Here is a 25,359-nt window from a genome sequence, read left to right as displayed (position 1 = left end):
CGCAAGGGAAGAAAAATGACGACGAAAAAAGCTGATTACATTTGGTTCAACGGCGAGATGGTTCCTTGGGGAGAAGCTAAGGTCCACGTTATGTCGCATGCGCTGCATTACGGTACTTCCGTTTTTGAAGGCATCCGCTGCTATGACTCGCACAAAGGACCGGTGGTGTTCCGTCATCGTGAACATATGCAGCGTCTGCGTGATTCAGCCAAAATCTACCGCTTCCCGGTTTCGCAGAGCGTTGATGAGCTGATGGAAGCCTGTCGCGAAGTGATCCGTAAAAATGGCCTGACCAGCGCCTATATTCGTCCGCTGGTATTCGTGGGTGACGTGGGCATGGGCGTAAATCCGCCAGAAGGATATACCACTGACGTGATTATCGCGGCGTTCCCGTGGGGAGCCTATCTTGGCGCCGAAGCTCTGGATCAGGGGATCGATGCGATGGTTTCTTCCTGGAACCGCGCGGCGCCGAATACCATCCCGACCGCAGCGAAAGCCGGCGGTAACTACCTCTCCTCCCTGCTGGTCGGCAGCGAAGCGCGTCGACACGGCTACCAGGAAGGCATCGCGCTGGACGTGAACGGCTACCTTTCCGAAGGGGCGGGTGAGAACCTGTTTGAAGTGAAAGATGGTGTGCTGTTTACCCCGCCGTTCACCTCTTCCGCGCTGCCGGGCATCACGCGCGACGCCATCATTAAGCTGGCAAAAGATCTGGATATCGAAGTTCGCGAGCAGGTGCTGTCGCGCGAATCCCTGTACCTGGCGGATGAAGTCTTTATGTCCGGTACCGCAGCAGAAATTACGCCGGTGCGCAGCGTTGATGGCATTCAGGTCGGCGAAGGCCGCTGTGGCCCGGTGACTAAGCGTATTCAGCAAGCATTCTTTGGCCTCTTCACCGGTGAAACCGAGGATAAATGGGGCTGGTTGGATCAGGTTAATCAATAAATATCCGTCATATTTTAAGCTGCATGTGCTTTGGCTGCGCTCACTTACCGCAGCCGGCCGGAGATTTTCGCTCCTGCCGCTTTCCTGCAGCTTGAGCTATTTAGGGTAAATAAGCATAAAAGACAGGGCGACACGCAGCGCCCCGTTTAACAGAAACTGGGAGTAAAAGCATGCCTAAGTACCGTTCCGCCACCACCACTCATGGCCGTAATATGGCGGGTGCCCGCGCGCTGTGGCGCGCAACCGGGATGACCGATGCTGATTTCGGTAAACCGATTATCGCCGTTGTGAACTCCTTTACCCAATTCGTACCGGGCCACGTGCACCTGCGCGATCTGGGCAAGCTGGTCGCCGAGCAGATTGAAGCCTCTGGCGGCGTGGCGAAAGAGTTCAATACCATCGCGGTGGATGACGGGATCGCCATGGGTCACGGGGGTATGCTTTATTCACTGCCATCCCGCGAACTGATCGCCGACTCGGTAGAGTATATGGTCAACGCTCACTGTGCCGATGCCATGGTCTGCATCTCCAACTGCGACAAAATCACCCCAGGGATGCTGATGGCCTCTCTGCGCCTGAATATTCCGGTGATCTTTGTCTCCGGCGGCCCGATGGAAGCGGGGAAAACCAAGCTTTCTGACAAGATCATTAAGCTCGATCTGGTCGATGCGATGATTCAGGGCGCGGACCCGAAAGTTTCCGACTCACAGAGCGAGCAGGTTGAGCGTTCCGCCTGTCCGACCTGCGGCTCCTGTTCCGGGATGTTTACCGCCAACTCGATGAACTGCCTGACCGAAGCGCTGGGCCTGTCGCAGCCGGGCAACGGTTCCCTGCTGGCCACCCATGCCGATCGTAAACAGCTGTTCCTCAACGCCGGGAAACGCATTGTGGAGCTGACCAAACGCTATTACGAGCAGGACGATGCCTCCGCGCTGCCGCGCAACATCGCCAGCAAAGCGGCGTTTGAAAACGCCATGACCCTGGATATCGCCATGGGCGGCTCCACGAATACCGTCCTGCACCTGTTGGCCGCCGCCCAGGAAGCCGAAATTGACTTCACCATGAGCGATATCGACAAGCTGTCCCGCAAAGTGCCGCAGACTGTGTAAAGTGGCGCCGAGTACGCAGAAATATCATATGGAAGACGTTCACCGCGCCGGCGGCGTGCTGGGGATCCTCGGCGAGCTGGATCGCGCCGGTCTGCTGAACCGCGAGGTGAAAAACATTCTCGGCCTGACCCTGCCGCAAACGCTCGATCGCTACGATGTGATGCAGACTAAAGACGACGCGGTGAAAGAGATGTTCCGCGCCGGCCCGGCGGGTATCCGCACCACTCAGGCGTTCTCGCAGGATTGCCGCTGGGATGCGCTGGACGACGATCGCGCTGAAGGCTGCATTCGTTCGCTGGAACATGCCTACAGCAAAGACGGCGGCCTTGCCGTGCTGTACGGCAATTTTGCTGAAAACGGCTGTATCGTAAAAACCGCAGGCGTTGATGACAGCATCCTCAAGTTTACCGGCCCGGCAAAAGTGTATGAAAGCCAGGATGACGCGGTAGAAGCTATCCTCGGCGGTAAGGTCGTCGCGGGCGATGTCGTGGTGATTCGCTACGAAGGGCCGAAGGGCGGTCCCGGCATGCAGGAAATGCTCTATCCGACGACCTTCCTGAAATCAATGGGCCTCGGTAAAGCCTGCGCGCTGATCACCGACGGCCGCTTCTCCGGCGGCACTTCCGGTCTGTCGATTGGTCACGTTTCACCAGAAGCGGCGAGCGGCGGCAATATCGCCATCATCGAAGACGGCGATATGATTGCCATTGATATCCCGAACCGCGGTATTCAGCTGCAGACTGAGCGATGCCGACATTGCCGCACGCCGTGAAGCGCAGGAAGCCCGGGGCGATAAAGCCTGGACGCCGAAAGCGCGTGAGCGTCAGGTCTCCTTCGCTCTTCGGGCGTACGCCAGCCTGGCAACGAGCGCTGATAAAGGCGCGGTACGCGATAAATCGAAACTTGGGGGCTAACCATGGCCGAGTCACAACCCCTTTCCGCCGCCCCTGAGGGGGCGGAATATCTCAGAGCGGTGCTGCGCGCGCCGGTCTATGAAGCGGCGCAGATTACGCCGCTGCAAAAAATGGAAAAAATCTCCTCGCGGCTGGATAACGTCATCCTCGTGAAGCGGGAAGACCGCCAGCCGGTTCATAGCTTCAAGCTCCGCGGGGCTTACGCGATGATGGCGGGGCTGAATGAAACGCAAAAAGCGCGCGGCGTGATCACCGCTTCCGCGGGCAACCATGCCCAGGGCGTGGCGTTCTCCGCCTCTCGCCTTGGCGTTAAGGCGCTGATTGTTATGCCTACCGCCACGGCCGACATCAAGGTTGATGCCGTACGCGGCTTTGGTGGCGAAGTGCTGCTGCACGGCGCTAATTTTGATGAAGCGAAAGCGAAAGCCATCGAGCTGGCGCAGCAGCAGAATTTCACCTGGGTCCCGCCGTTCGATCATCCGATGGTCATTGCCGGCCAGGGCACGCTGGCGCTCGAATTACTGCAGCAGGATGCCCATCTTGACCGCGTGTTTGTGCCGGTGGGCGGCGGCGGTCTGGCGGCGGGCGTGGCGGTACTGATTAAGCAGCTGATGCCGCAGATCAAGGTGATAGCGGTGGAGGCCGAGGATTCAGCCTGCCTGAAGGCGGCGCTGGACGCCGGCCACCCGGTGGATCTGCCGCGCGTCGGGCTGTTTGCTGAAGGCGTCGCGGTGAAGCGCATCGGCGATGAGACTTTCCGCGTCTGTCGGGAGTATCTCGACGATATTGTCACCGTCGATAGCGACGCCATCTGCGCGGCGATGAAAGACCTGTTTGAGGACGTGCGCGCGGTGGCTGAACCTTCCGGCGCGCTGGCGCTGGCGGGGATGAAAAAATATATCGCGCAGCACAATATTCGCGGCGAACGGCTGGCGCACATCTTGTCCGGAGCTAACGTGAATTTCCACGGCCTGCGCTACGTTTCCGAACGCTGCGAGCTGGGAGAGCAGCGCGAGGCGCTGCTGGCGGTGACCATTCCGGAAGAGAAGGGCAGCTTCCTGAAGTTCTGCCAGCTGCTGGGCGGCCGTTCGGTAACCGAGTTCAACTACCGCTTTGCGGACGCCAAAGATGCCTGCATTTTTGTCGGCGTTCGCCTGAGCCGCGGGCTGGAAGAGCGTGAAGAGATTTTGGACCTGCTGCACGAGGGCGGATATAGCGTCGTCGATCTCTCCGATGATGAGATGGCCAAACTCCATGTGCGCTACATGGTCGGCGGCCGTCCGTCGAAGCCGCTGCAGGAACGTCTGTTCAGCTTCGAGTTCCCGGAATCACCGGGTGCGCTGCTCAAGTTCCTGCATACGCTGGGCACCCACTGGAACATCTCTCTGTTCCACTACCGTAGTCACGGTACCGACTATGGCCGGGTGCTGGCGGGCTTTGAGCTGGGCGATCATGAGCCGGATTTTGAAACCCGACTGCATGAGCTGGGCTACGACTGCCACGACGAAACGCATAATCCGGCGTTCCGCTTTTTCCTCGCCGGCTAGTGGCCCGGGTTGGGCAAAATAGACCAGAATGCATCGATAAGCGGCTCATACAGCCGCTTTTTTTGTGCGCACACGCCGAGCTCAAAAGGCGTTTTCTCATCGCTGCGCTCTAAAATCATCACCCGGTTGCGCACCGGTTCCGGGCTGTTCTCCAGCACCACCTCAGGCAGGAGCGCGACGCCGCAGCCGAGAGCGACCATGGAAACCATCGCTTCGTGGCCGCCGACGGTGGCATAAATCGATGGATTGCTGATTTTATGTCGCCGGAACCACAGCTCAATGCGCCGACGTACCGGTCCCTGATCGGCCATGATAAACGGCACGGTCGACCAGTCGGGCTGCTCCTGAGTGACCTGGTTACGCACCGGGCAGGCTAAGGCTGGGGCGATCAGCACTACCGCCAGATTTTCCAGCATCGAGAAGGCCACCGAGCCGGGCAGCGTTTCCGGTTTCCCGGCAATGGCCAGGTCCGCCTCGCCGGTGACGACCTTCTCCATCGCGTCGGCGGCATCGCCGGTCGAAAGCTTGATCTCCACCGAAGGATGGGCGGCGCGAAAGCGATCGAGAATCGGCGGCAGATGGCTATAGGCTGCGGTCACGGAGCAGAAGATATGCAGCTCGCCGGAGAGCGCTGGCCCCTGCTGGTCGATAGCGTGGCGCAGCTGCTGATACTGCAGCAGGGTCTGCTGGGCGAAAAGGCGCAGCTCTTCTCCCGCTTCGGTTAGCGTTACGGTACGGTTATCGCGCACGAACAGCGGCTGGCCGAGGTCCTCTTCGAGGCGCTGGATCTGCCGTGAAAGAGTTGAGGGGCTAACGTGCATGGCCCGCGCGCTGCGGCCGAAATGACGGCTTTCGGCCAGGTGCAGGAAGGTTTTCAGATCGCGTAAATCCACGGGCCGCACTCCACGATTTTATATTGCAGATGTTGCAACATTACGTTGTGAATATATCAATTTCCGCAATGTATTTCCTGTCATATAGTAAGTTCATTCTCGCAAAAGCGAACCGAACAATAAGACACGCAACATCACGGAGTACATCACCATGGCTAACTACTTTAATACACTGAACCTGCGCCAGCAGCTGGCACAGCTGGGCAAATGCCGCTTTATGGCGCGCGATGAATTCGCCGATGGCGCGAGCTACCTTCAGGGTAAAAAAGTGGTCATCGTCGGCTGCGGCGCCCAGGGTCTGAACCAGGGCCTGAACATGCGCGACTCCGGTCTGGATATCTCCTACGCTCTGCGTAAAGAAGCGATTGCAGAGAAGCGCGCTTCCTGGCGTAAAGCGACCGAAAACGGCTTTACGGTCGGCACCTATGAAGATCTGATCCCGCAGGCCGACCTGGTGGTTAACCTGACGCCGGACAAACAGCACTCTGACGTTGTTCGTTCCGTACAGCCGCTGATGAAAGACGGCGCGGCGCTGGGCTACTCCCACGGTTTTAACATCGTTGAAGTTGGCGAGCAGGTTCGTAAAGACATCACCGTCGTGATGGTGGCGCCGAAGTGCCCGGGTACCGAAGTTCGTGAAGAGTACAAACGCGGCTTTGGCGTACCAACCCTGATCGCCGTTCACCCGGAAAACGATCCGAAAGGCGAAGGCATGGCCATTGCGAAAGCGTGGGCAGCGGCCACCGGCGGCCACCGTGCGGGCGTGCTGGAATCCTCCTTCGTTGCGGAAGTAAAATCTGACCTGATGGGCGAGCAGACCATCCTCTGCGGTATGCTGCAGGCGGGTTCTCTGCTGTGCTTCGATAAGCTGGTGGCGGAAGGTACCGACCCGGCATACGCGGAAAAACTGATTCAGTTCGGCTGGGAAACCATCACCGAAGCGCTGAAGCAGGGCGGCATCACCCTGATGATGGACCGTCTGTCCAACCCGGCGAAACTGCGCGCTTACGCGCTGTCAGAGCAGCTGAAAGAGATCATGGCGCCGCTGTTCCAGAAGCATATGGATGACATCATCTCCGGCGAATTCTCCTCCGGCATGATGGCTGACTGGGCCAATGACGATAAGAAACTGCTGACCTGGCGTGAAGAGACCGGCGCAACCGCGTTCGAAACCGCTCCGCAGTTTGAAGGTAAAATTGGCGAGCAGGAGTACTTCGACAAAGGCGTTCTGATGATTGCGATGGTGAAAGCGGGCGTTGAGCTGGCGTTTGAAACCATGGTTGCATCCGGTATTATCGAAGAGTCCGCGTACTATGAGTCGCTGCACGAGCTGCCGCTGATTGCCAACACCATCGCGCGTAAGCGTCTGTACGAAATGAACGTGGTTATCTCCGATACCGCCGAGTACGGTAACTACCTGTTCTCTTACGCCTGCGTACCGCTGCTGAAAGAGTTCATGACCACGCTGCAGACCGGCGACCTTGGCAAGGCGATTGCTGAAGGCGCCGTAGATAACGCCCAGCTGCGCGATGTGAACGAAGCGATTCGCAGCCACGCGATCGAAAGCGTCGGCCACAAGCTGCGCGGCTACATGACCGATATGAAACGTATCGCTGTCGCCGGCTAATTCCCGCCGTCTTGCGGCCTAGGGGCCGCAGTGACCAGCCAATCCTTCAGGCCCGGTAAGCATAAGCGCTACCGGGCCTGTTTATTTACGCCTTAATGCAATAACCGAATCCGATACCTCTCCCTCCTCGCCCTCCGGCCCGCGCATCACTCGCGACACATCGTCGCAGAAAATAATCTCCCACCCTTCAGGCAGCGGACCAAGCGATGCGATGGCTTCTTTTGCCGACTGGAACGGACGATCGGCATGCTTTGACCATGACGGCGGCCTGGCGTGGGAGGTAATCAACAGCGTGCCTCCCGGCGCAACGTGGGCAAATGCGGCGCGGAAGATATTCTGCCGATCGAAGGTGAGCGGCGATTCCAGAAAAGAGGCCACAATCAGATCGAACTCGCCTGCAGGAAAACCTGCGGTCAGATCGTATCGGACGAAGGTAATACGATCGCTGACCGCGGCTCTTTCGGCGTTGCCGGCGGCGTATTCCAGCGCCCTCAGGGATAGATCCACGGCAGTGACCTGCCAGCCTTTTTTCGCCAGCCACACGCTATCGTCCCCGCGCCCGCAGCCCAGCTCCAGCGCTTTGCCTGGGGCTAATCCTTCGGTAAAGCGCACCAGAATTTTACCTGGAATGCCGTTGGAGAGAGGAGACATCGCGTCATAATGCGATTCCCAAAACTGTTCCGGCGTCTGTTCCTGATTGTGCACCGATACCTACCTCATCGTTAACGGGGAAAATCATGTAATATTCAAAGTAACATAAGATTTATTTTGGTCAACAGCGTGAGGAAAAAATATAAATTATTTTATATATCATGTGATTGAGTGGTTTTTGGGCTTTATTTACCTTGTGGGAATTGCGCAGCATAGTCGTTATGTAATATCGTAAGTTACATGAAAACAAATAACTCATTCTCAGCAACGCTGCACATCCTGCTGCACCTGGAGCAGATGGATAAACCCCTGACGTCGGAGCAGATGGCCGCCTTTATTGATGGTAATCCGGCGTTTATCCGCAAACTGCTTGCCGGCCTCAGGGAAAAAAACATTGTCTGCGCCACCAAGGGGCATCACGGCGGCTGGCGGCTATGTCGGCAGGTAAGCGAGATTACGCTTTACGACATCTACATGGCGTTAGGCGAACCGGCGCTGTTTGCGTTGGGCAACCGCAGCGAAAACCCGCAATGCCTGGTGGAACAGGGCGTTAACCGGGTGATGTCGGCAACGCTTGCCGATGCGCAAACGCTGATCCTCGATCGCTTTAAAAGCCTGACGCTACAGGATATTGGCAGCGAATTTATTAATTACTTCAACGACAAAGGCCATAACCCATGATTGCTACCTTAACGACCTGCCTGATGATTGCCCTGGCGGCCAGCAGTATTTCGATAACGGTGACGCAGACGGAGCTGTTTGCCGCGTTCCGCGAGTGGACGGCAAAAAAGAGCGCGCTGATGGGGCATCTGTTTCAGTGTTTCTACTGCTTAAGCCACTGGGTGGTTTTTGGCGGGATGGCGGTGTATCGCCCGGCGCTGTTGCACAGCGGCTTTGCGCTGATTGACTGGGTGATGACGGCGTTTATCACCATCACCTTCGCGACGCTGATTAACGGACTGATGTTTAAGGTGTTCCAGGCAGCTATCAGCATGCATGTCATGAAGCATGAAGCGCAAAAAACGCTGCAGGCGAAATAAGAAAAAGCCTCTCTGTGCCAGAGAGGCTTTTTTAATGCATTAGTTACGGTACAGCACCTTAATGATGTGGTAACCGAACTGGGTGTGCAGCGGGCCGGTCGGCTCCAGCACCGGGCAGGAGAAGACCACTTTATCAAACGCCGGAACCATCTGACCCTGGCGGAATTCGCCCAGATGACCGCCTTTCTTGCCTGACGGACAGGTAGAGTGTTTTTTCGCCAGCTTTTCGAAATCGGCGCCGTTTTTAATTTGTTCCAGCAGGTCGAGTGCCAGCTTCTCTTCTTTCACCAGGATGTGCATTGCTGCCGCTGTTTTAGCCATGATTGTGCCTTGATAGGTTGCGATGAATCAGGGCGCAATCTTAGCATGCGTTAGCGGCGATACAGCACCTTAATGATGTGGTAGCCAAAGCGGGTTTTGACCGGGCCGTAGGGTTTCAGCAGCGGGCAGGTGAAAACCGCGCTATCAAACGGCCCAACCATTGCGCCTTGCTGGAACTCGCCTAGATCGCCGCCGTTGCGCCCGGAGGGGCAGCGGGAATAGCGCTTCGCCAGGTGATCGAAGCTGACGCCGCGTTCCAGTTTGGCGAGGATCTCCTGCGCCAGCTTCTCTTCTTTGACCAGGATATGCAGGGCCGCTGCGGACTTTGCCATTTTTTCGCTCTCAGGATGACGGGGGTAGCCAACACTTTACCATTAGCCGGTAAATCTCCTCCCGGCTTTCTGCTACAATCCTCACCCCGTTCGAAGATTGAGCAAGACTCCCATGCGTTTAAACCCTGGCCAACAACAAGCCGTCGAATTCGTTACCGGACCGTGCCTGGTGCTGGCGGGCGCCGGTTCCGGTAAGACCCGCGTGATCACCAATAAAATCGCGCATCTGATACGCGTCTGCGGCTATCAGGCGCGTCATATCGCGGCGGTGACCTTTACCAACAAAGCGGCGCGCGAAATGAAAGAGCGCGTCGGGCAAACGCTGGGACGTAAAGAGGCGCGTGGCCTGATGATCTCTACCTTTCACACGCTGGGACTGGACATTATTAAGCGCGAATACGCCGCGCTGGGGATGAAATCCAACTTTTCCCTGTTCGACGATACCGACCAGGTCGGTTTGCTCAAGGATCTGACCGAAGGGCTGATCGAAGACGACAAGGTGGTGCTCCAGCAGCTGATCTCGACGATCTCCAACTGGAAAAACGATCTGCGCACGCCGGCGCAGGCGGCGGCAAGCGCGCAGGGCGAGCGGGATCGGATCTTCGCCCACTGCTACGGGCTGTATGACGCGCATATGAAAGCCTGCAACGTGCTGGACTTCGACGATCTGATCCTGCTACCGACGCTGCTGCTGCAGCGTAATGAAGAGGTCCGCGAACGCTGGCAGAACAAGATCCGCTACCTGCTGGTGGATGAGTATCAGGATACCAACACCAGCCAGTATGAGCTGGTGAAACTGCTGGTAGGGCAGCGGGCGCGCTTTACGGTGGTGGGCGATGACGATCAGTCGATCTATTCATGGCGCGGGGCGCGGCCGCAGAACCTGGTTCTGCTGAGCCAGGATTTCCCGGCGCTGCAGGTTATCAAACTGGAACAGAACTACCGCTCTTCCGGACGGATACTGAAAGCGGCAAATATTCTGATCGCCAATAACCCGCACGTATTTGAGAAGCGCCTCTTTTCCGAGCTGGGCTACGGCGCCGAGCTGAAAGTTCTCTTCGCCAATAGTGAAGAGCATGAAGCGGAGCGGGTGACCGGGGAGCTGATTGCCCACCACTTTATCAATAAAACCCAGTATAAGGATTATGCGATCCTCTACCGCGGCAACCATCAGTCGCGGGTTTTTGAAAAAATGCTGATGCAAAACCGCATCCCGTACAAAATTTCAGGCGGCACCTCTTTCTTCTCTCGTCCGGAGATCAAAGACCTGCTGGCCTATCTGCGGGTGCTGACCAACCCGGACGATGACAGCGCGTTTCTGCGTATCGTCAATACGCCGAGGCGCGAGATTGGCCCGGCAACGCTGCAAAAGCTCGGCGAGTGGGCGATGACCCGCAATAAAAGCCTGTTTACCGCCAGCTTTGATATGGGTCTCACCCAGACGCTGACCGGGCGTGGCTATGATTCGCTGACCGGCTTCACGCAGTGGCTGGCTGAAATTCAGCGGCTGGCGGAAAGTGAGCCGGTTGTGGCGGTGCGCGATTTGATCCGCGGCATTGACTATGAATCCTGGCTGTATGAAACCTCGCCCGGCCCGAAGGCCGCGGAAATGCGGATGAAAAACGTCAACCAGTCTGTTCAGCTGGATGACCGAGATGCTGGAAGGCAGCGATATCGATGAACCCATGACGCTCACCCAGGTGGTCACCCGTTTTACCCTGCGCGATATGATGGAGCGCGGCGAATCAGATGAGGAGCTGGACCAGGTTCAGCTGATGACCCTGCACGCTTCTAAAGGGCTGGAGTTTCCGTACGTCTATCTGGTTGGCATGGAAGAGGGGCTGCTGCCGCATCAGAGCAGTATTGAGGAAGATAACGTCGATGAGGAGCGCCGGCTGGCGTACGTGGGCATCACCCGGGCGCAAAAAGAGCTGACGTTTACGCTATGTAAAGAGCGCCGCCAGTACGGCGAACTGGTGCGTCCGGAGCCAAGCCGTTTTCTGCTGGAGCTACCGCAGGACGATCTTATCTGGGAGCAGGCGCGCAAGGTTATCTCGGCGGAAGAACGTATGCACAAAGGGCAGGCTAACGTCGCCAACATCCGGGCGATGCTGGCAAAGGCAAAGGCGAAGGAGAAGTAGCGCTCGCTCCGGTATCAGACGACTTCTAAGGCCCAGTGGACATAGCTTTGCCACTGGCACTCCTGCTCAACCATCTCGCTGCCCAGCGGATGGTTTTCCAGCCAGCCTTCCGGCAGCCTCAGCATCAGCTTTTCATCCTCGGCGGCCAGGGCGACGGACGGCAGCAGATCGTCCCGACGGCGGCTGGCAAACAGAATAGCCAGGCGCAGCAGGCGGCATAAATGCTCCGCAACCCGCGGTTTGACCGCGTTCTGCTGGTGGAGTGAAGAGAGATCGATAGCGTTAGTTTGGTTGAGCAACAGCGTGGCGAGCAGCTTTTTCTGCGCCGGCGTGAAGCCGGGAAGATCGAGATTACGCACCAGGTAGGCCGCGTGCTGCGGGGCGCACTTAAAATCAACGCTCAGGCCAATTTCATGCAGGGCGCAGGCGCTGAGCAACAGGTCGCGGCTAAGCGGCTCCAGCTCCCAGCAGCTATCCAGCTGGTTCACCAGATCTGCCGCCAGACGGGCGACGCGCTGGGCCTGCTCGGTATCGATCATAAAGCGGCGCTGAATGTTACGCAGCGTCCGGCTACGGATATCCTGATCGACCGCCAGGTGCAGCATGCCGTAAACCAGACCTTCGCGCAGCGCGCCGCCGGCCAGGGTCATGCAGCGGATATTCAGCTCGCTAAATATGGCGATGAGAATGGCTAAACCGCTAGGGAAAACTAACGCCCGCTCAAGGGTCAGGCCTTCTATTTCAAGCTCTTCCAGACGCCCGCACTGAATCGCCCGCTGTTTGAGCTGCTGGAGTTTGGCCAGCGTAATGCGCTCATCCATCCCCTGCGCCATCATTATTTCCTGCAGGGCCTGAACGGTGCCCGAGGCGCCGACGCACACTTTCCAGCCATGATAGTTCAGCGTATCGGTGATAGGGCGCAGGACTTCGCGCGCCGCACTTTCGGCAAGATCGAAGTTGTCTTTCGTGAGGTTACGATCGGCGAAGTAGCGTTCCAGCCAGGTAACGCAGCCCATCGCCAGGCTGAAAAGAGAGGTGGTTTGCGCGCCGGTTCCGGTGACCAGTTCGGTACTGGCTCCGCCGATATCGACCACCAGTCGCTGGTCTTCACCGCCGGTGGTATGCGCAACGCCCTGGTAAATCAGACGCGCTTCTTCCTCGCCGCTAATGACCTGCACCGGGCAGCCGAGAATATCTCTGGCCCTGGCCAGAAACTCATCGGCATTGACCGCCAGACGCAGAGTCGCGGTCGCGACCACGCGGATTTGTGCCGGGGGGATATCCTGCAGGCGCTCGGCAAACAGCCGTAAGCACTGCCAGCCGCGCTCCATCGCTTCCGCGGAGAGCGCGTTGTCGCTATTCAGGCCCGCGGCAAGCCGCACTTTGCGCTTGATACGGCTGAGAGTCTGTATGCTCCCGGCCACCTCGCGAACAACCAACATATGAAAGCTATTAGAGCCAAGATCTATAGCTGCATAAAGCGAGGTGGAACTCATACACTTCATCCTTCAAATTGCCTCTGCGAAAGTAGCGTGCTTATTCGGCCCATCCCAGGAGCTCACCCCGATGGGGCCGCTGCAGGCAGCGTTCAAATCCGTCAGACGCAGATTTATCACCCGAACCACTTACTCAAGTAAGTCATTCGGGATTTGCTAACCTGGCGCCTTGATGCATCCCGAATGATTTGGTGTATGACATACATTATTAACCTGAACGACGGCGGTTGCGAGGCGGTCCGTTGCGGCGCGGGCCGTTGCCCGTGCGTGGACGCGCCAGGCGCAGCGGCCGAGGCAGATCGGTCATCAGCACATCAGGGTTGTACTTGCTTACCGGAATTGAGTGCCCGATATAGGTTTCAATCGCCGGCAGGTTCAGCGCGTACTCTTCACAGGCCAGGCTGATGGAGTGACCGCTGGCGCCGGCACGACCGGTACGGCCAATGCGGTGCACGTAGTCTTCGCAGTCATCCGGCAGGTCGAAGTTAAATACGTGGGTGACGGCCGGGATATGCAGACCGCGCGCCGCCACGTCCGTTGCCACCAGAATATCGATATCGCCGCGGGTAAATTCTTCGAGAATACGCAGGCGTTTTTTCTGCGCCACGTCGCCGGTCAACAGGCCTACGCGATGACCGTCCGCGGCGAGGTGGCCCCAGATATCTTCACAGCGATGCTTGGTGTTGGCGAAGATAATGGCGCGATCCGGCCACTCTTCCTCGATTAGCGTCTGCAGCAGGCGCATTTTCTCTTCGTTGGAAGGGTAGAACAGCTCTTCTTTAATACGGTGACCCGTTTTCTGCTCTGGTTCTACTTCAACGTACTCGGCGTTGTTCATCTGCTCAAACGCCAGCTCGCGGACCCGATAGGAGAGGGTGGCGGAGAACAGCATGTTCAGACGCTGGTTAGCCGGCGGCATGCGGCGGAACAGCCAGCGGATATCTTTAATAAAGCCGAGATCGTACATGCGATCGGCTTCGTCGAGGACGACAACCTGAATAGCGCCAAGGTTGATATGATTTTGTTTGGCGTAGTCGATAAGGCGACCGGTGGTGCCGATCAGAATGTCGACGCCGCTCTCCAGCACTTTCAGCTGTTTGTCGTAGCCGTCGCCGCCGTACGCCAGACCGAGCTTCAGGCCGGCGGCCTGCGCCAGCGGTTCCGCGTCGGCATGGATCTGTACCGCCAGCTCACGCGTTGGCGCCATGATCAGCGCGCGCGGTTGGTTGACCTGGCGGTCAGCGATAGCCGGGTGAGAGAGAAGATAATGAAACGTTGACGTCAGAAACGCCATCGTTTTACCGGTACCGGTTTGCGCCTGCCCGGCGACGTCACGACCTTCCAGCGTTAGCGGAAGAGCGAGTGCCTGAATGGGCGTACAATTATGAAACCCTTTCTTTTCAAGGGCTTCGATAACTGCCGGGTGCAGGGCGAAGTCGGAAAACTTCTGTTCTGTTAAATGTGTTTTGCTCATAGTGTGGTAGAATATCAGCTAACTATTGCATTAAGAAAGCGTATCCGTTGAAATAACGTCAACCTTTCGTTGGCTATACGCGAAATGACTGAAGGTGCTCTGCGGCAACCGAATGAATCTTCGAAAGCTTAGACTACTAAGCGGACCGAAGGTGAATAATCTGGCGGTAACGGATTTGAACACGGTTTGCTTTGACTCCTGCGCGGCGAGGTCCATGATGGACCGGGTCGCACAGGCTGTCAGTTAAAGGGGCATCCTGAAGAATGACGTGTATAACGTAGCATCAGCGCGTCGTTGATGTCTGCGACACCAGCACACCAGGCTTATTCCTGTGGAGTTAAATATGAGCGATAAAATTATTCACCTGACTGACGACAGTTTTGACACGGACGTACTCAAGGCTGACGGGCTAATCCTCGTCGATTTCTGGGCAGAGTGGTGCGGTCCGTGCAAAATGATCGCCCCGATTTTGGATGAGATCGCCGGCGAGTATCAGGGCAAGCTGACCGTAGCGAAACTGAACATCGATCAGAACCCGGGAACCGCGCCGAAATACGGCATCCGTGGCATCCCGACTCTGCTGCTGTTTAAGAACGGCGAAGTGGCGGCGACCAAAGTTGGCGCACTGTCTAAAGGCCAGCTGAAAGACTTCCTCGACGCCAATCTGGCGTAAGCAGTTTGCCATTCCGGCGTCCGGATTCCTATTTTTTGCGGAACTCTGGACGCCCGGCTTGAGTCGTGCTAAGTTAACTCCAGACTTCGTTTTAAACATACCTTTATTGTTTGAATCTTGCTTTACCCGAAGCATCCCGCAGAAATGCGCGTGAAGCTAAAAATTCCGGGCTTATCACTCATTCCGTTTTGTCGTTTCAGACTCTGCGTTCTTTCCTGTGACCAGGCAACGTACAGACACGAGATGTAGGCCGCTAACAGGCATGGATGTTCCTGCCATACCATTCACAACATGAAGTTCGAGTTCTACCCCGAGTTTAAGAACCCACACCATTATGAATCTTACCGAATTAAAGAATACGCCGGTTTCTGAGCTGATTACTCTCGGCGAAAATATGGGGCTGGAAAACCTGGCCCGTATGCGTAAGCAGGATATTATTTTTGCCATCCTCAAGCAGCATTCGAAGAGTGGCGAAGATATCTTTGGCGATGGCGTACTGGAGATACTGCAGGATGGATTTGGTTTCCTCCGCTCCGCAGACAGCTCCTACCTCGCAGGCCCCGACGACATCTACGTATCCCCTAGCCAAATCCGCCGTTTCAACCTTCGCACTGGCGACACCATTTCCGGTAAGATTCGTCCTCCTAAAGAGGGTGAGCGTTACTTTGCGCTGTTGAAAGTCAACGAAGTTAACTACGACAAGCCGGAAAACGCGCGCAATAAGATCCTGTTCGAGAACTTAACGCCGCTGCACGCAAATTCACGTCTGCGTATGGAGCGTGGTAACGGCTCGACTGAAGACTTAACCGCTCGCGTGCTGGATCTGGCTTCGCCGATCGGTCGCGGCCAGCGTGGTCTGATTGTTGCTCCGCCGAAAGCCGGTAAAACGATGCTGCTGCAGAATATTGCGCAGAGCATCGCTTACAACCATCCTGACTGCGTGCTGATGGTCCTGCTGATCGACGAACGTCCGGAAGAAGTGACCGAGATGCAGCGTCTGGTTAAAGGTGAAGTTGTTGCTTCGACCTTTGACGAACCGGCATCCCGCCACGTTCAGGTTGCCGAGATGGTTATCGAGAAGGCCAAACGCCTGGTTGAGCACAAGAAAGACGTTATCATTCTGCTCGACTCCATCACCCGTCTGGCTCGCGCCTACAACACCGTCGTACCGGCTTCCGGTAAAGTTCTGACCGGTGGTGTGGACGCCAACGCCCTGCACCGTCCGAAGCGTTTCTTCGGTGCCGCGCGTAACGTCGAAGAGGGCGGCAGCCTGACTATCATCGCTACGGCGCTGATTGATACCGGCTCCAAGATGGACGAAGTTATCTACGAAGAGTTTAAAGGCACCGGCAACATGGAGACTGCACCTCTCCCGTAAGATCGCAGAAAAACGCGTCTTCCCGGCTATCGATTACAACCGTTCCGGTACGCGTAAAGAAGAGCTGCTCACCACTCAGGAAGAGCTGCAGAAAATGTGGATCCTGCGCAAAATCATCCATCCGATGGGTGAAATCGACGCGATGGAGTTCCTCATCAACAAGCTGGCGATGACCAAAACTAACGATGATTTCTTCGACATGATGAAGCGTTCGTAAGTTTAAAAAAGCTAAAAAACGCCACGCAACCGCGTGGCGTTTTGTTTTTGGGATTTGTATGATCCAGAAAGGGAAATCGGAGCGGGTATTATCGTATGATGGGCGCACCTCTCCTGGCGGAGATAACTTTAACAGACTAAAATCTATACAATAAATTTGTAATGATCTGCATTACCCCTTCAGGAGTTGAGACATCGTCGTTATACTTCCCGGATTAACCATGCTGAGAGCACATGCGTTGTGAATTTACTCACTGCTATTACTGAATTAATCAGTATTTTCTTATTCACTACCCTTTTTATATTTGTGGCTCGCAAGGCGGCAAAAAAGGTTGGGTTAGTCGATAAGCCTAACTATCGAAAGCGGCATCAGGGTTTGGTTCCGTTAGTGGGTGGCATCTCAGTTTACGCAGGTATTTGTTTTACATTTGCGATCGCAGATTATTACATCCCCCATTCCTCGCTGTACCTGGCGTGCGCCGGTATTCTGGTACTGGTCGGCGCGCTGGATGACCGATTTGATATCAGCGTAAAAATTCGCGCGGTTATGCAGGCCGCCATTGCCGTCGTCATGATGATGGCAGGAAACCTGCATCTTAGCAGCCTGGGTTTTATTTTTGGCTCATGGGAGCTGGTGCTCGGCCCCTTCGGCTTTTTCCTCACTCTTTTTGCCGTTTGGGCGGCAATTAACGCTTTTAATATGGTTGATGGTATTGATGGCCTGCTTGGCGGTCTCTCCTCGGTTTCTTTCGCGGCGACGGGCATTATCCTGTGGTTTGACGGTCAGTACAGCCTGGCGATGTGGTGTTTCGCGATGATCGCCGCCATTTTGCCCTATATTTTACTTAACCTCGGTACGCTTGGCCGTCGCTATAAGGTTTTTATGGGCGATGCCGGCAGCACCATGATTGGCTTCACCATTATCTGGATCCTGCTGGAAACCACGCAGGGTAAAACGCATCCCATTAGCCCGGTGACCGCGCTGTGGCTTATTGCAATTCCGTTGATGGATATGGTGGCGATTATGTATCGTCGCCTGCGCAAAGGCATGAGTCCGTTCTCTCCGGACCGCCAGCACATTCATCATTTGATCATGCGCGCTGGGTTTACTTCCCGGCAGGCATTCGTCCTGATCACGCTGGCCGCCGCCCTATTGGCGCTGGTCGGGGTGGTGGCGGAATATACCCGTATCGTTCCTGAATGGGTGATGTTAATACTCTTTTTGTTAGCCTTCTTCCTTTACGGCTACTGCATTAAACGCGCCTGGAAAGTGGCGCGCCTGGTTAAGCGCATCAGACGCAGAATACGACGACACAGCAGCAATAATCCAAAATTAACCAAGTAGAACTGGGGACGTGATGACTCAACCATTACCGGGAGCACAAGCAGTGAACGTTGAGAATGAGCTGGATATTCGCGGGCTGTTTCGCGCCTTATGGGCAGGGAAAATTTGGATAGCAGGGATGGCCGTGCTGTTTGCGCTGATCGTACTGGTGTATGCCTTTTTTGCTCGCCAGGAGTGGAGCGCGACGGCAATTACCGACCGGCCAACCGTCAATATGTTGGGCAGCTACTACTCGCAGCAGCAGTTTTTACGCAATCTGGATATCAAAGCCAATCTTGCGCCGGTCGATCAGCCTTCGGCAATGGACGACGCTTATAAAGAGTTCATCATGCAGCAGGGGTCCTGGGATACCCGCCGTGATTTCTGGCTGCAAACCGACTATTACAAACAGCGCCAGTCGGGTAATTCTCGCGCCGATGCCGCGCTGCTGGACGACCTGATTAACAATATTCAGTTTATGCCGGGCGATGCGGTCAAGAATCTCAACGATAGCGTGAAGCTGACGGCCGAGACCGCGCCGGATGCCAATAATCTGCTGCGCCAGTACGTAGCGTTTGCCAGCCAGCGCGCGGCGGGTCACCTGAATGACGAGCTCAAGGGCGCCTGGGCGGCGCGTACCGTGCAGATGAAAGCGCAGGTTAAACGTCAGGAAGAGGTTGCCCGGGAGATCTTCAACCGCCGTACGCACAGCGTGGAAGAGGCGCTGAAAATCGCTCAGCAGCATAATATTTCCCGCAGTGAGACCGATGTTCCTGCCGATCAGCTGCCGGATTCCGAGCTGTTTTTACTCGGCAGGCCGATGCTGCAGGCGCGGTTAGAGAATTTGCAGGCGGTAGGTCCGGAATACGACCTTGACTATGACCAGAGCCGCGCGATGCTGAATACCCTGAACGTCGGGCCGACTTTAGATCCGCGTTTTCAGACTTACCGGTATTTGCGTACGCCGGAAGAACCTGTAAAACGCGATAGCCCGCGGCGCGTATTTCTGATGGTGATGTGGGGGATTGTGGGCGCGCTCATCGGCGCAGGCGTGGCGCTATCGCGACGTCGTATCCAGTGAATGCGGCCTGTGATGAAGGTCATGCGGACTTCATCACCTAATCGAAGAGAATCGATGTGAAAGTACTAACTGTATTTGGCACAAGACCCGAAGCCATCAAAATGGCACCGCTGGTTCACGCGCTGGCCAGAGACCCTCATTTTGAGGCGAAAGTGTGCGTAACCGCGCAGCATCGGGAGATGCTCGATCAGGTGCTGAAGCTGTTTGCTATTGTTCCGGATTACGACCTGAATATCATGCAGCCGGGTCAGGGCCTGACGGAGATTACCTGCCGCATCCTCGAAGGGCTGAAGCCGGTTCTGGAGTCGTTTAAGCCTGACGTTGTGCTGGTGCATGGCGATACCACCACGACGATGGCGGCGAGCCTGGCCGCTTTCTATCAGCGTATCCCGGTGGGGCACGTTGAGGCGGGGCTGCGGACCGGCGATCTCAGCTCGCCGTGGCCGGAAGAGGGTAACCGGACGTTAACCGGGCGGCTGGCAACCTGGCACTTTGCGCCGACGGAGACCTCGCGGCAGAACCTGCTGCGGGAGAATATTGCCGATAGCCGCATCACGGTCACCGGTAATACGGTTATCGATGCGCTGTTCTGGGTTCGCGATCGCGTGCTGGGCGATGAGGCGCTGCGCATCGAGCTGGCTCAGCGCTACCCGTTCCTTGCTAACGGAAAGAAGATGATCCTGGTCACCGGCCATCGTCGCGAAAGCTTCGGCCGCGGGTTTGAGCAAATCTGCCAGGCGCTGGCGGAAATTGCGGCCAGCCATCCCGATGTACAAATTGTCTACCCGGTGCACCTGAACCCAAACGTCAGCGAGCCGGTCAACCGCATTCTTGGTCATGTTGATAACGTGATTTTGATTGAACCGCAGGATTACCTGCCGTTTGTCTGGCTGATGGATCGCGCATGGCTGATCCTCACCGACTCCGGCGGTATTCAGGAAGAAGCCCCTTCTCTGGGCAAACCGGTTCTGGTGATGCGTGAGATGACGGAGCGGCCGGAGGCGGTGGCCGCAGGTACCGTCACGCTGGTTGGTACCGATAGCCAGCGCATCGTCGCGGAAGTCACGCACCTGCTGCACAATGATGCCGCATACCAGGCGATGAGCCGGGCGCATAACCCTTACGGCGATGGACAGGCATGTAGCCGCATTTTGACCGCACTTAAAAATAATGGGTAACGCTATGAGTTTTTCTACCATTTCAGTGATTGGCCTCGGGTATATCGGTTTGCCAACCGCTGCCGCGTTCGCCTCTCGGCAAAAGCGCGTGGTCGGCGTTGATGTTAACCAGCACGCCGTGGAGACTATTAACCGCGGCGAGATTCATATCGTGGAGCCGGATTTGGCCAGCGTCGTTAAGACGGCGGTCGAGCAGGGCTATTTAAGCGCCACGAGCGTCCCGGTTGAAGCGGACGCCTATCTGATTGCCGTGCCGACGCCCTTTAAGGATCTGCACGAGCCGGATATGGTCTTCGTCGAGTCGGCGGCAAAATCGATAGCGCCGGTGCTGAAGAAAGGGGCTTTGGTTATCCTTGAGTCCACCTCCCCCGTCGGTGCGACGGAGCTGATGGCGGGCTGGCTGGCCGAGCTGCGTCCCGATCTGAGCTTCCCGCAGCAGGCAGGCGAAGCGGCGGACGTCAATATCGCCTACTGCCCGGAGCGCGTGCTGCCGGGCCAGGTGATGGTCGAGCTGATTAAAAACGACCGGGTGATTGGCGGGATGTCGCCGGTCTGTTCCGCCCGCGCCAGCGAGTTGTATAAAATTTTCCTCGAAGGCGAGTGCGTGGTGACCAACTCCCGCACCGCAGAGATGTGCAAGCTGACCGAAAACAGCTTCCGCGACGTCAATATCGCCTTTGCTAACGAACTGTCGCTGATCTGCGCCGAGCAGGAGATTAACGTCTGGGAGCTGATTCGCCTGGCGAATCGCCATCCGCGCGTCAATATCCTGCAGCCCGGGCCGGGCGTTGGTGGCCACTGTATCGCGGTCGACCCGTGGTTTATCGTGGCGCAAAATCCGCAGCAGGCGCGGCTGATCCGCACCGCGCGTGAGGTTAACGACCATAAGCCCGAATGGGTTATCGAGCAGGTGAAGGCGCGGGTGGCGGAGTGCCTTGCCGCCAGCGACCGACGCGCCAGCGAGCTGAAAATCGCCTGTTTTGGCCTGGCCTTTAAGCCGAATATCGACGATCTGCGCGAAAGCCCGGCGATGGCTATCGCCATGCAAATTGCGGCCTGGCATAGCGGCGAAACGCTGGTTGTCGAGCCCAATATCCACCAGCTGCCGAAGAAGCTCGACGGTCTGTGCGCCCTGACATCGCTGAATGATGCCCTGGCGAACGCCGATGTGCTGGTGATGCTGGTCGATCATCATGAGTTCAAAGCGATCGGCGGCGACAGCGTGACCCAGGCATTTATCGTCGATACCAAAGGGGTATGGCGGTGAGAACGATTCTGGTCACCGGCGGCGCCGGGTTTATTGGCTCTGCGCTAGTACGGGAGATTATTACTGCCACCGCTGACAAGGTAGTGGTAGTTGATAAGCTCACCTACGCCGGAAATTTGATGTCCTTAGCGCCAGTTGCCCATGACCCTCGCTTTGTCTTTGAGCAGGTAGATATTTGTAATCGTGCGGAGCTGGATCGCGTATTTGACTATCACCGCCCTGATATCGTGATGCACCTGGCCGCTGAAAGCCACGTTGACCGTTCTATTGATGGTCCTGCCGAGTTTATCGAAACCAATATTGTTGGCACCTATACGTTGCTGGAGGCCGCACGTAGCTGGTGGAGCGCGCTATCTGCGGAGAAGCAGGCAGCATTTCGCTTTCACCATATCTCGACGGATGAGGTATACGGCGATCTGCACGATAGCGGTGAGTTTTTTACCGAAACCACGCCTTATGCGCCCAGCAGCCCCTATTCCGCGTCAAAAGCGAGCAGCGATCATTTGGTCCGAGCCTGGCAGCGAACCTACGGCCTGCCGACGCTGATAACCAATTGTTCCAATAACTATGGCCCGTATCATTTTCCGGAGAAGCTGATTCCGCTGACTATCCTGAACGCGCTGGCGGGTAAACCGCTGCCGGTGTATGGCAGCGGCCAGCAGATCCGTGACTGGTTATATGTCGACGATCACGCCAGAGCGCTGTACCAGGTGGCAACGCAAAGTAAAGCGGGTGAAACCTACAACATCGGCGGGCATAACGAACGTAAGAATATTGAGGTGGTGGAAACGATTTGCGAACTGCTGGAAGAGCTGGTGCCGCACAAACCTGACGGCGTAGCGTGCTATCGCGATCTCATCACCTACGTTGCCGACCGCCCGGGACACGATCTCCGTTACGCTATTGATGCCACGAAGATTGAGAGCGTGCTGGGCTGGATACCGCAAGAAACGTTTACCAGCGGAATGCGCAAAACCGTTCAGTGGTACCTGGCCAATGAATCCTGGTGGCAGCAGGTGCTGGACGGCAGTTATCAAGGTGAACGCCTGGGGCTGCAAGCCTGAGCGCTTGAGGGGGAAACGATGAAAGGTATTATTCTGGCTGGCGGATCGGGTACTCGTCTGCACCCGATCACGCGCGGTGTATCCAAGCAACTGTTACCCATTTACGACAAACCGATGATCTACTACCCACTTTCAGTCCTGATGCTGGCTGGGATTCGTGAGGTATTGATCATTACGACACCTGAAGACCAGAGTGATTTCAAGCGCTTGCTTGGCGATGGCTCTGAATTTGGCATACAGCTGAGCTACGCCGTACAGCCTAGTCCGGATGGGCTGGCGCAGGCCTTTATTCTCGGAGAAGCCTTTCTCAATGGCGAACCTTCCTGTCTGGTACTGGGAGATAATATCTTCTTTGGCCAGGGCTTTAGCCCAAAGCTACGCAGCGTGGCGGCTCGAACCAACGGGGCGACAGTATTCGGCTATCAGGTAATGGATCCTGAACGTTTCGGGGTTGTGGAATTTGATGACGATTTCGGTGCCATCTCGCTCGAAGAGAAGCCGCAACGGCCCAAATCAAATTGGGCGGTGACCGGGCTTTATTTCTATGACGGCAAAGTGGCGGAGTATGCCAGGCGCGTTAAACCTTCTGAGCGCGGAGAGCTTGAGATCACCTCTATCAACCAGATGTACCTTGAAGATGGCGCATTAACGGTTGAGCTGCTTGGCCGCGGCTTTGCCTGGCTGGACACCGGTACGCATGATAGCCTGATCGAAGCCAGTATGTTTGTGCAGACGGTGGAAAAGCGGCAGGGTTTCAAGATTGCCTGTCTGGAAGAGATCGCCTGGCGCAACGGGTGGCTGGATGACGAAGGCGTAAAACGCGCGGCGAAGCGCTTAGAAAAAACCGGCTATGGCCAATATTTACTGGATCTCGTACGTGTCCGTCCGCGCCAGTATTGAACCCCTGGAGTGGGAAAATCGCTTCTTTGGCGTGAACAGCGCGATCGTACGCTTTCGCGCCGACGCCCCGCCGCTGACGAGCCAGGCGCTGGCCGGCTGGTCGCGTCTGCAGGCGAAGATTGCGGCGGATGATACCGAACGGCTGGATGCCTTACAGCAGCTGGGTTTCCAGCTGGTGGAAGGGGAAGTCGATCTGGCGCTGTCGGTCGGGACGGTCGACGATCTCGGGGGCGAAGTCGCCACCGCCTCGGACATTCCGCGCCTGCGGGAGCTGGCGGCGCAGGCGTTTGCCCTCAGCCGCTTTCGCGCGCCGTGGTATGCCGCTGATGCCAGCGGCCGTTTCTACGCCCAGTGGATTGAAAATGCGGTACTGGGGACCTTTGATAACCAGTGCCTGATTTTTCGCACCTCCGACGGCGATATCCGCGCTTTTGTCTCCCTGCGCCAGCTCAACGCCACGGACGCGCGGATCGGCCTGCTGGCTGGCCGCGGCGCCGGCGCTGAGCTGATGCAGGCGGCGCGAAGCTGGGCCGGATCGCGCGGGCTCTCTACATTGCGGGTGGCGACCCAGATGGGGAATACCGCCGCGCTTAAACGTTATATTCTCAGCGGTGCGAATGTGGAAAACACCGCGTACTGGTTATACAGGTGACATGATGATTCCATTTAACGCGCCGCCGGTGGTGGGAACCGAGCTTGATTATATGCAGTCTGCGATGAGCAGCGGCAAGCTGTGCGGCGATGGCGGGTTTACCCGCCGCTGCCAGCAGTGGATGGAGCAGCGCTTCGGCACGGCGAAAGCGCTGCTGACCCCGTCCTGTACCGCTTCGCTGGAGATGGCGGCGCTGCTGCTGGATATCCAGCCGGGCGACGAAGTCATTATGCCGAGCTATACCTTCGTCTCTACCGCCAACGCCTTTGTGCTGCGGGGAGCCAAAATTGTCTTTGTCGATATTCGTCGCGATACCATGAATATCGATGAAACGCTGATCGAAGCCGCCATTACTGAGAAGACCCGGGCGATTGTGCCGGTTCACTATGCCGGCGTTGCCTGCGAGATGGACGCCATTATGGCCATTGCCGGCAGGCATAACCTGTTCGTGGTGGAGGATGCCGCCCAGGGCGTCATGTCGACCTACAAAGGGCGCGCGCTGGGCACCATCGGGCACATCGGCTGTTTTAGCTTCCATGAAACCAAAAACTATACCGCCGGCGGCGAAGGCGGGGCGACGCTGATCAACGATCGCCAACTGGTCGAGCGCGCGGAGATCATTCGCGAAAAAGGCACCAACCGCAGCCAGTTCTTCCGCGGACTGGTGGATAAGTACACCTGGCGCGATATCGGCTCCAGCTATCTGATGTCCGACCTGCAGGCCGCCTATCTGTGGGCGCAGCTGGAAGCGGCGGAGAAAATTAATCAGCAACGCCTGACGCTGTGGCAGAGCTATTACGACGCGCTGCTGCCGCTGGCGCGCGCCGGGCGCATCGAGCTGCCGATTGTTCCTGCCGACTGCGGGCATAACGCGCATATGTTCTATATCAAGCTGCGGGATATCGACGATCGCAGCAGGCTGATCGCGTGGCTGAAAGAGGCCGAGATTCTCGCCGTCTTCCACTATATCCCGCTGCACAGCCTGTCCGGCAGGGGAGAACTTCGGCGAGTTCCGCGGCGAAGACCGTTTTACCACGCAGGAGAGCGAGCGCCTGCTGCGCCTGCCGCTGTTCTACAATTTGTCGTCGGTTAACCAGCGGACGGTGATTAACTCGCTGCTGAGCTACTTCTCCTGA

At 56.8% G+C, this 25,359-nt stretch carries 19 protein-coding genes and 4 pseudogenes; 17 read left to right on the top strand and 6 right to left on the bottom strand.

Annotated features, from left to right (window positions below):
* Positions 1 to 15: 15 nt before the first annotated feature.
* The 3 genes and pseudogenes from ABOC21_RS24365 (at position 16) to ilvA (ending at position 4,515) form a co-directional block, all read left to right on the top strand.
* A complete protein-coding gene (locus ABOC21_RS24365; protein WP_426813574.1) occupies positions 16 to 945 on the top strand; it encodes a branched-chain amino acid transaminase in 930 nt (309 codons plus the stop codon).
* Between the two features lie 170 nt (positions 946 to 1,115).
* A pseudogene (gene ilvD, locus ABOC21_RS24360) lies at positions 1,116 to 2,968 on the top strand (dihydroxy-acid dehydratase).
* Positions 2,969 to 2,970: 2 nt separating this feature from the next.
* Entirely contained in the window at positions 2,971 to 4,515 is a 1,545-nt protein-coding gene (ilvA, locus tag ABOC21_RS24355; RefSeq protein ID WP_426813573.1) for a threonine ammonia-lyase, biosynthetic, read from the top strand.
* Here ilvA and ilvY read toward each other — a convergent pair.
* Positions 4,512 to 5,408, bottom strand: coding sequence for an HTH-type transcriptional activator IlvY (ilvY, locus tag ABOC21_RS24350; RefSeq protein WP_426813572.1), 897 nt, complete (start codon positions 5,406 to 5,408; stop codon positions 4,512 to 4,514). The genes ilvA and ilvY overlap by 4 nt on opposite strands.
* Before the next feature lie 151 nt (positions 5,409 to 5,559).
* On the opposite strand from ilvY, the gene ilvC reads away from it, so the two are divergent.
* On the top strand, positions 5,560 to 7,035 hold the full coding sequence (ilvC, locus tag ABOC21_RS24345; protein WP_426813571.1) for a ketol-acid reductoisomerase: 1,476 nt from the start codon (positions 5,560 to 5,562) through the stop codon (positions 7,033 to 7,035).
* 81 nt (positions 7,036 to 7,116) lie between these two features.
* Here ilvC and ABOC21_RS24340 read toward each other — a convergent pair whose 3' ends face one another.
* Positions 7,117 to 7,740, bottom strand: a complete 624-nt coding sequence (locus ABOC21_RS24340) for a class I SAM-dependent methyltransferase (RefSeq protein WP_426813570.1) — start codon at positions 7,738 to 7,740, stop codon at positions 7,117 to 7,119.
* A 186-nt stretch (positions 7,741 to 7,926) separates the two neighbouring features.
* Here ABOC21_RS24340 and ABOC21_RS24335 point away from each other — a divergent pair, with 186 nt between their 5' ends.
* A complete protein-coding gene (locus ABOC21_RS24335; RefSeq protein ID WP_426813569.1) occupies positions 7,927 to 8,367 on the top strand; it encodes an Rrf2 family transcriptional regulator in 441 nt (146 codons plus the stop codon).
* Positions 8,364 to 8,726 (top strand): DUF1360 domain-containing protein, encoded by a 363-nt coding sequence (locus tag ABOC21_RS24330; RefSeq protein ID WP_426813568.1) that lies wholly within the window; start codon positions 8,364 to 8,366, stop codon positions 8,724 to 8,726. The genes ABOC21_RS24335 and ABOC21_RS24330 overlap by 4 nt, the downstream gene beginning before the upstream one ends.
* Positions 8,727 to 8,765: 39 nt before the next feature.
* Here the strand turns inward: ABOC21_RS24330 and ppiC (ABOC21_RS24325) are convergent, their stop codons facing one another.
* Together ppiC (ABOC21_RS24325) and ppiC (ABOC21_RS24320) are read right to left on the bottom strand one after the other, a co-directional pair.
* On the bottom strand, positions 8,766 to 9,047 hold the full coding sequence (gene ppiC / locus ABOC21_RS24325; protein WP_132731849.1) for a peptidylprolyl isomerase PpiC: 282 nt from the start codon (positions 9,045 to 9,047) through the stop codon (positions 8,766 to 8,768).
* A gap of 50 nt (positions 9,048 to 9,097) precedes the next feature.
* A complete protein-coding gene (ppiC, locus tag ABOC21_RS24320; protein WP_426813567.1) occupies positions 9,098 to 9,379 on the bottom strand; it encodes a peptidylprolyl isomerase PpiC in 282 nt (93 codons plus the stop codon).
* A 112-nt stretch (positions 9,380 to 9,491) separates the two neighbouring features.
* On the opposite strand from ppiC (ABOC21_RS24320), the pseudogene rep reads away from it, so the two are divergent.
* Positions 9,492 to 11,520, top strand: a pseudogene (rep, locus tag ABOC21_RS24315) (DNA helicase Rep).
* Between the two features lie 14 nt (positions 11,521 to 11,534).
* Here rep and gppA read toward each other — a convergent pair.
* Together gppA and rhlB are read right to left on the bottom strand one after the other, a co-directional pair.
* Entirely contained in the window at positions 11,535 to 13,025 is a 1,491-nt protein-coding gene (gppA, locus tag ABOC21_RS24310) for a guanosine-5'-triphosphate,3'-diphosphate diphosphatase (RefSeq protein WP_426813566.1), read from the bottom strand.
* Positions 13,026 to 13,224: 199 nt separating this feature from the next.
* Positions 13,225 to 14,490 (bottom strand): ATP-dependent RNA helicase RhlB, encoded by a 1,266-nt coding sequence (gene rhlB / locus ABOC21_RS24305; RefSeq protein WP_426813565.1) that lies wholly within the window; start codon positions 14,488 to 14,490, stop codon positions 13,225 to 13,227.
* A 343-nt stretch (positions 14,491 to 14,833) separates the two neighbouring features.
* Between rhlB and trxA the strand changes: the two genes are divergently transcribed.
* The 10 genes and pseudogenes from trxA to rffA all read left to right on the top strand — a co-directional run bounded on the left by trxA (position 14,834) and on the right by rffA (position 25,359).
* Positions 14,834 to 15,163 carry a thioredoxin TrxA gene (gene trxA, locus ABOC21_RS24300; RefSeq protein ID WP_041143475.1) on the top strand — a complete coding sequence of 110 codons (330 nt, stop codon included), beginning with the start codon at positions 14,834 to 14,836 and terminating at the stop codon, positions 15,161 to 15,163.
* 334 nt (positions 15,164 to 15,497) lie between these two features.
* A pseudogene (gene rho, locus ABOC21_RS24295) lies at positions 15,498 to 16,758 on the top strand (transcription termination factor Rho).
* A 240-nt stretch (positions 16,759 to 16,998) separates the two neighbouring features.
* On the top strand, positions 16,999 to 18,102 hold the full coding sequence (gene wecA / locus ABOC21_RS24290; protein ID WP_426813564.1) for a UDP-N-acetylglucosamine--undecaprenyl-phosphate N-acetylglucosaminephosphotransferase: 1,104 nt from the start codon (positions 16,999 to 17,001) through the stop codon (positions 18,100 to 18,102).
* Positions 18,103 to 18,115: 13 nt separating this feature from the next.
* Complete coding sequence (wzzE, locus tag ABOC21_RS24285) at positions 18,116 to 19,162, top strand: ECA polysaccharide chain length modulation protein (RefSeq protein ID WP_426813563.1); 1,047 nt, start codon at positions 18,116 to 18,118, stop codon at positions 19,160 to 19,162.
* A gap of 56 nt (positions 19,163 to 19,218) precedes the next feature.
* Entirely contained in the window at positions 19,219 to 20,340 is a 1,122-nt protein-coding gene (gene wecB / locus ABOC21_RS24280; protein ID WP_426813562.1) for a non-hydrolyzing UDP-N-acetylglucosamine 2-epimerase, read from the top strand.
* Positions 20,341 to 20,344: 4 nt separating this feature from the next.
* Entirely contained in the window at positions 20,345 to 21,607 is a 1,263-nt protein-coding gene (wecC, locus tag ABOC21_RS24275) for a UDP-N-acetyl-D-mannosamine dehydrogenase (RefSeq protein ID WP_426813561.1), read from the top strand.
* The gene (rffG, locus tag ABOC21_RS24270) at positions 21,604 to 22,671 is read left to right on the top strand and encodes a dTDP-glucose 4,6-dehydratase (protein ID WP_426813560.1); all 1,068 of its coding nucleotides are present in this window, start codon (positions 21,604 to 21,606) and stop codon (positions 22,669 to 22,671) included. Before wecC ends, rffG begins: the two co-directional genes overlap by 4 nt.
* Before the next feature lie 18 nt (positions 22,672 to 22,689).
* Positions 22,690 to 23,571, top strand: coding sequence for a glucose-1-phosphate thymidylyltransferase RfbA (rfbA, locus tag ABOC21_RS24265; RefSeq protein ID WP_426813559.1), 882 nt, complete (start codon positions 22,690 to 22,692; stop codon positions 23,569 to 23,571).
* The gene (rffC, locus tag ABOC21_RS24260; protein ID WP_426813558.1) at positions 23,549 to 24,223 is read left to right on the top strand and encodes a dTDP-4-amino-4,6-dideoxy-D-galactose acyltransferase; all 675 of its coding nucleotides are present in this window, start codon (positions 23,549 to 23,551) and stop codon (positions 24,221 to 24,223) included. The genes rfbA and rffC overlap by 23 nt, the downstream gene beginning before the upstream one ends.
* A gap of 4 nt (positions 24,224 to 24,227) precedes the next feature.
* Positions 24,228 to 25,359, top strand: a pseudogene (rffA, locus tag ABOC21_RS24255) (dTDP-4-amino-4,6-dideoxygalactose transaminase).

It is taken from the genome of Klebsiella sp. WOUb02 (assembly GCF_050058015.1).
In the GTDB taxonomy this organism is placed as follows: Bacteria; Pseudomonadota; Gammaproteobacteria; order Enterobacterales; family Enterobacteriaceae; genus Klebsiella.
The sequence above is the reverse complement of the archived record's forward strand: the minus strand, read 5'-3'. Positions and strand labels throughout refer to the sequence as shown.

Bases quoted from the DNA above. Each gene is read 5' to 3' on its own strand.
- ilvC (WP_426813571.1), top strand. From the start codon at position 5,560: ATGGCTAACTACTTTAATACACTGAACCTGCGCCAGCAGCTGGCACAG.
- gppA (WP_426813566.1), bottom strand. From the start codon at position 13,025: ATGAAGTGTATGAGTTCCACCTCGCTTTATGCAGCTATAGATCTTGGC.
- wecC (WP_426813561.1), top strand. From the start codon at position 20,345: ATGAGTTTTTCTACCATTTCAGTGATTGGCCTCGGGTATATCGGTTTG.
- rhlB (WP_426813565.1), bottom strand. From the start codon at position 14,490: ATGAGCAAAACACATTTAACAGAACAGAAGTTTTCCGACTTCGCCCTG.
- ppiC (WP_132731849.1), bottom strand. From the start codon at position 9,047: ATGGCTAAAACAGCGGCAGCAATGCACATCCTGGTGAAAGAAGAGAAG.
- ppiC (WP_426813567.1), bottom strand. From the start codon at position 9,379: ATGGCAAAGTCCGCAGCGGCCCTGCATATCCTGGTCAAAGAAGAGAAG.
- ABOC21_RS24365 (WP_426813574.1), top strand. From the start codon at position 16: ATGACGACGAAAAAAGCTGATTACATTTGGTTCAACGGCGAGATGGTT.
- ilvA (WP_426813573.1), top strand. From the start codon at position 2,971: ATGGCCGAGTCACAACCCCTTTCCGCCGCCCCTGAGGGGGCGGAATAT.
- ABOC21_RS24335 (WP_426813569.1), top strand. From the start codon at position 7,927: ATGAAAACAAATAACTCATTCTCAGCAACGCTGCACATCCTGCTGCAC.
- trxA (WP_041143475.1), top strand. From the start codon at position 14,834: ATGAGCGATAAAATTATTCACCTGACTGACGACAGTTTTGACACGGAC.
- rfbA (WP_426813559.1), top strand. From the start codon at position 22,690: ATGAAAGGTATTATTCTGGCTGGCGGATCGGGTACTCGTCTGCACCCG.
- ABOC21_RS24330 (WP_426813568.1), top strand. From the start codon at position 8,364: ATGATTGCTACCTTAACGACCTGCCTGATGATTGCCCTGGCGGCCAGC.
- wzzE (WP_426813563.1), top strand. From the start codon at position 18,116: ATGACTCAACCATTACCGGGAGCACAAGCAGTGAACGTTGAGAATGAG.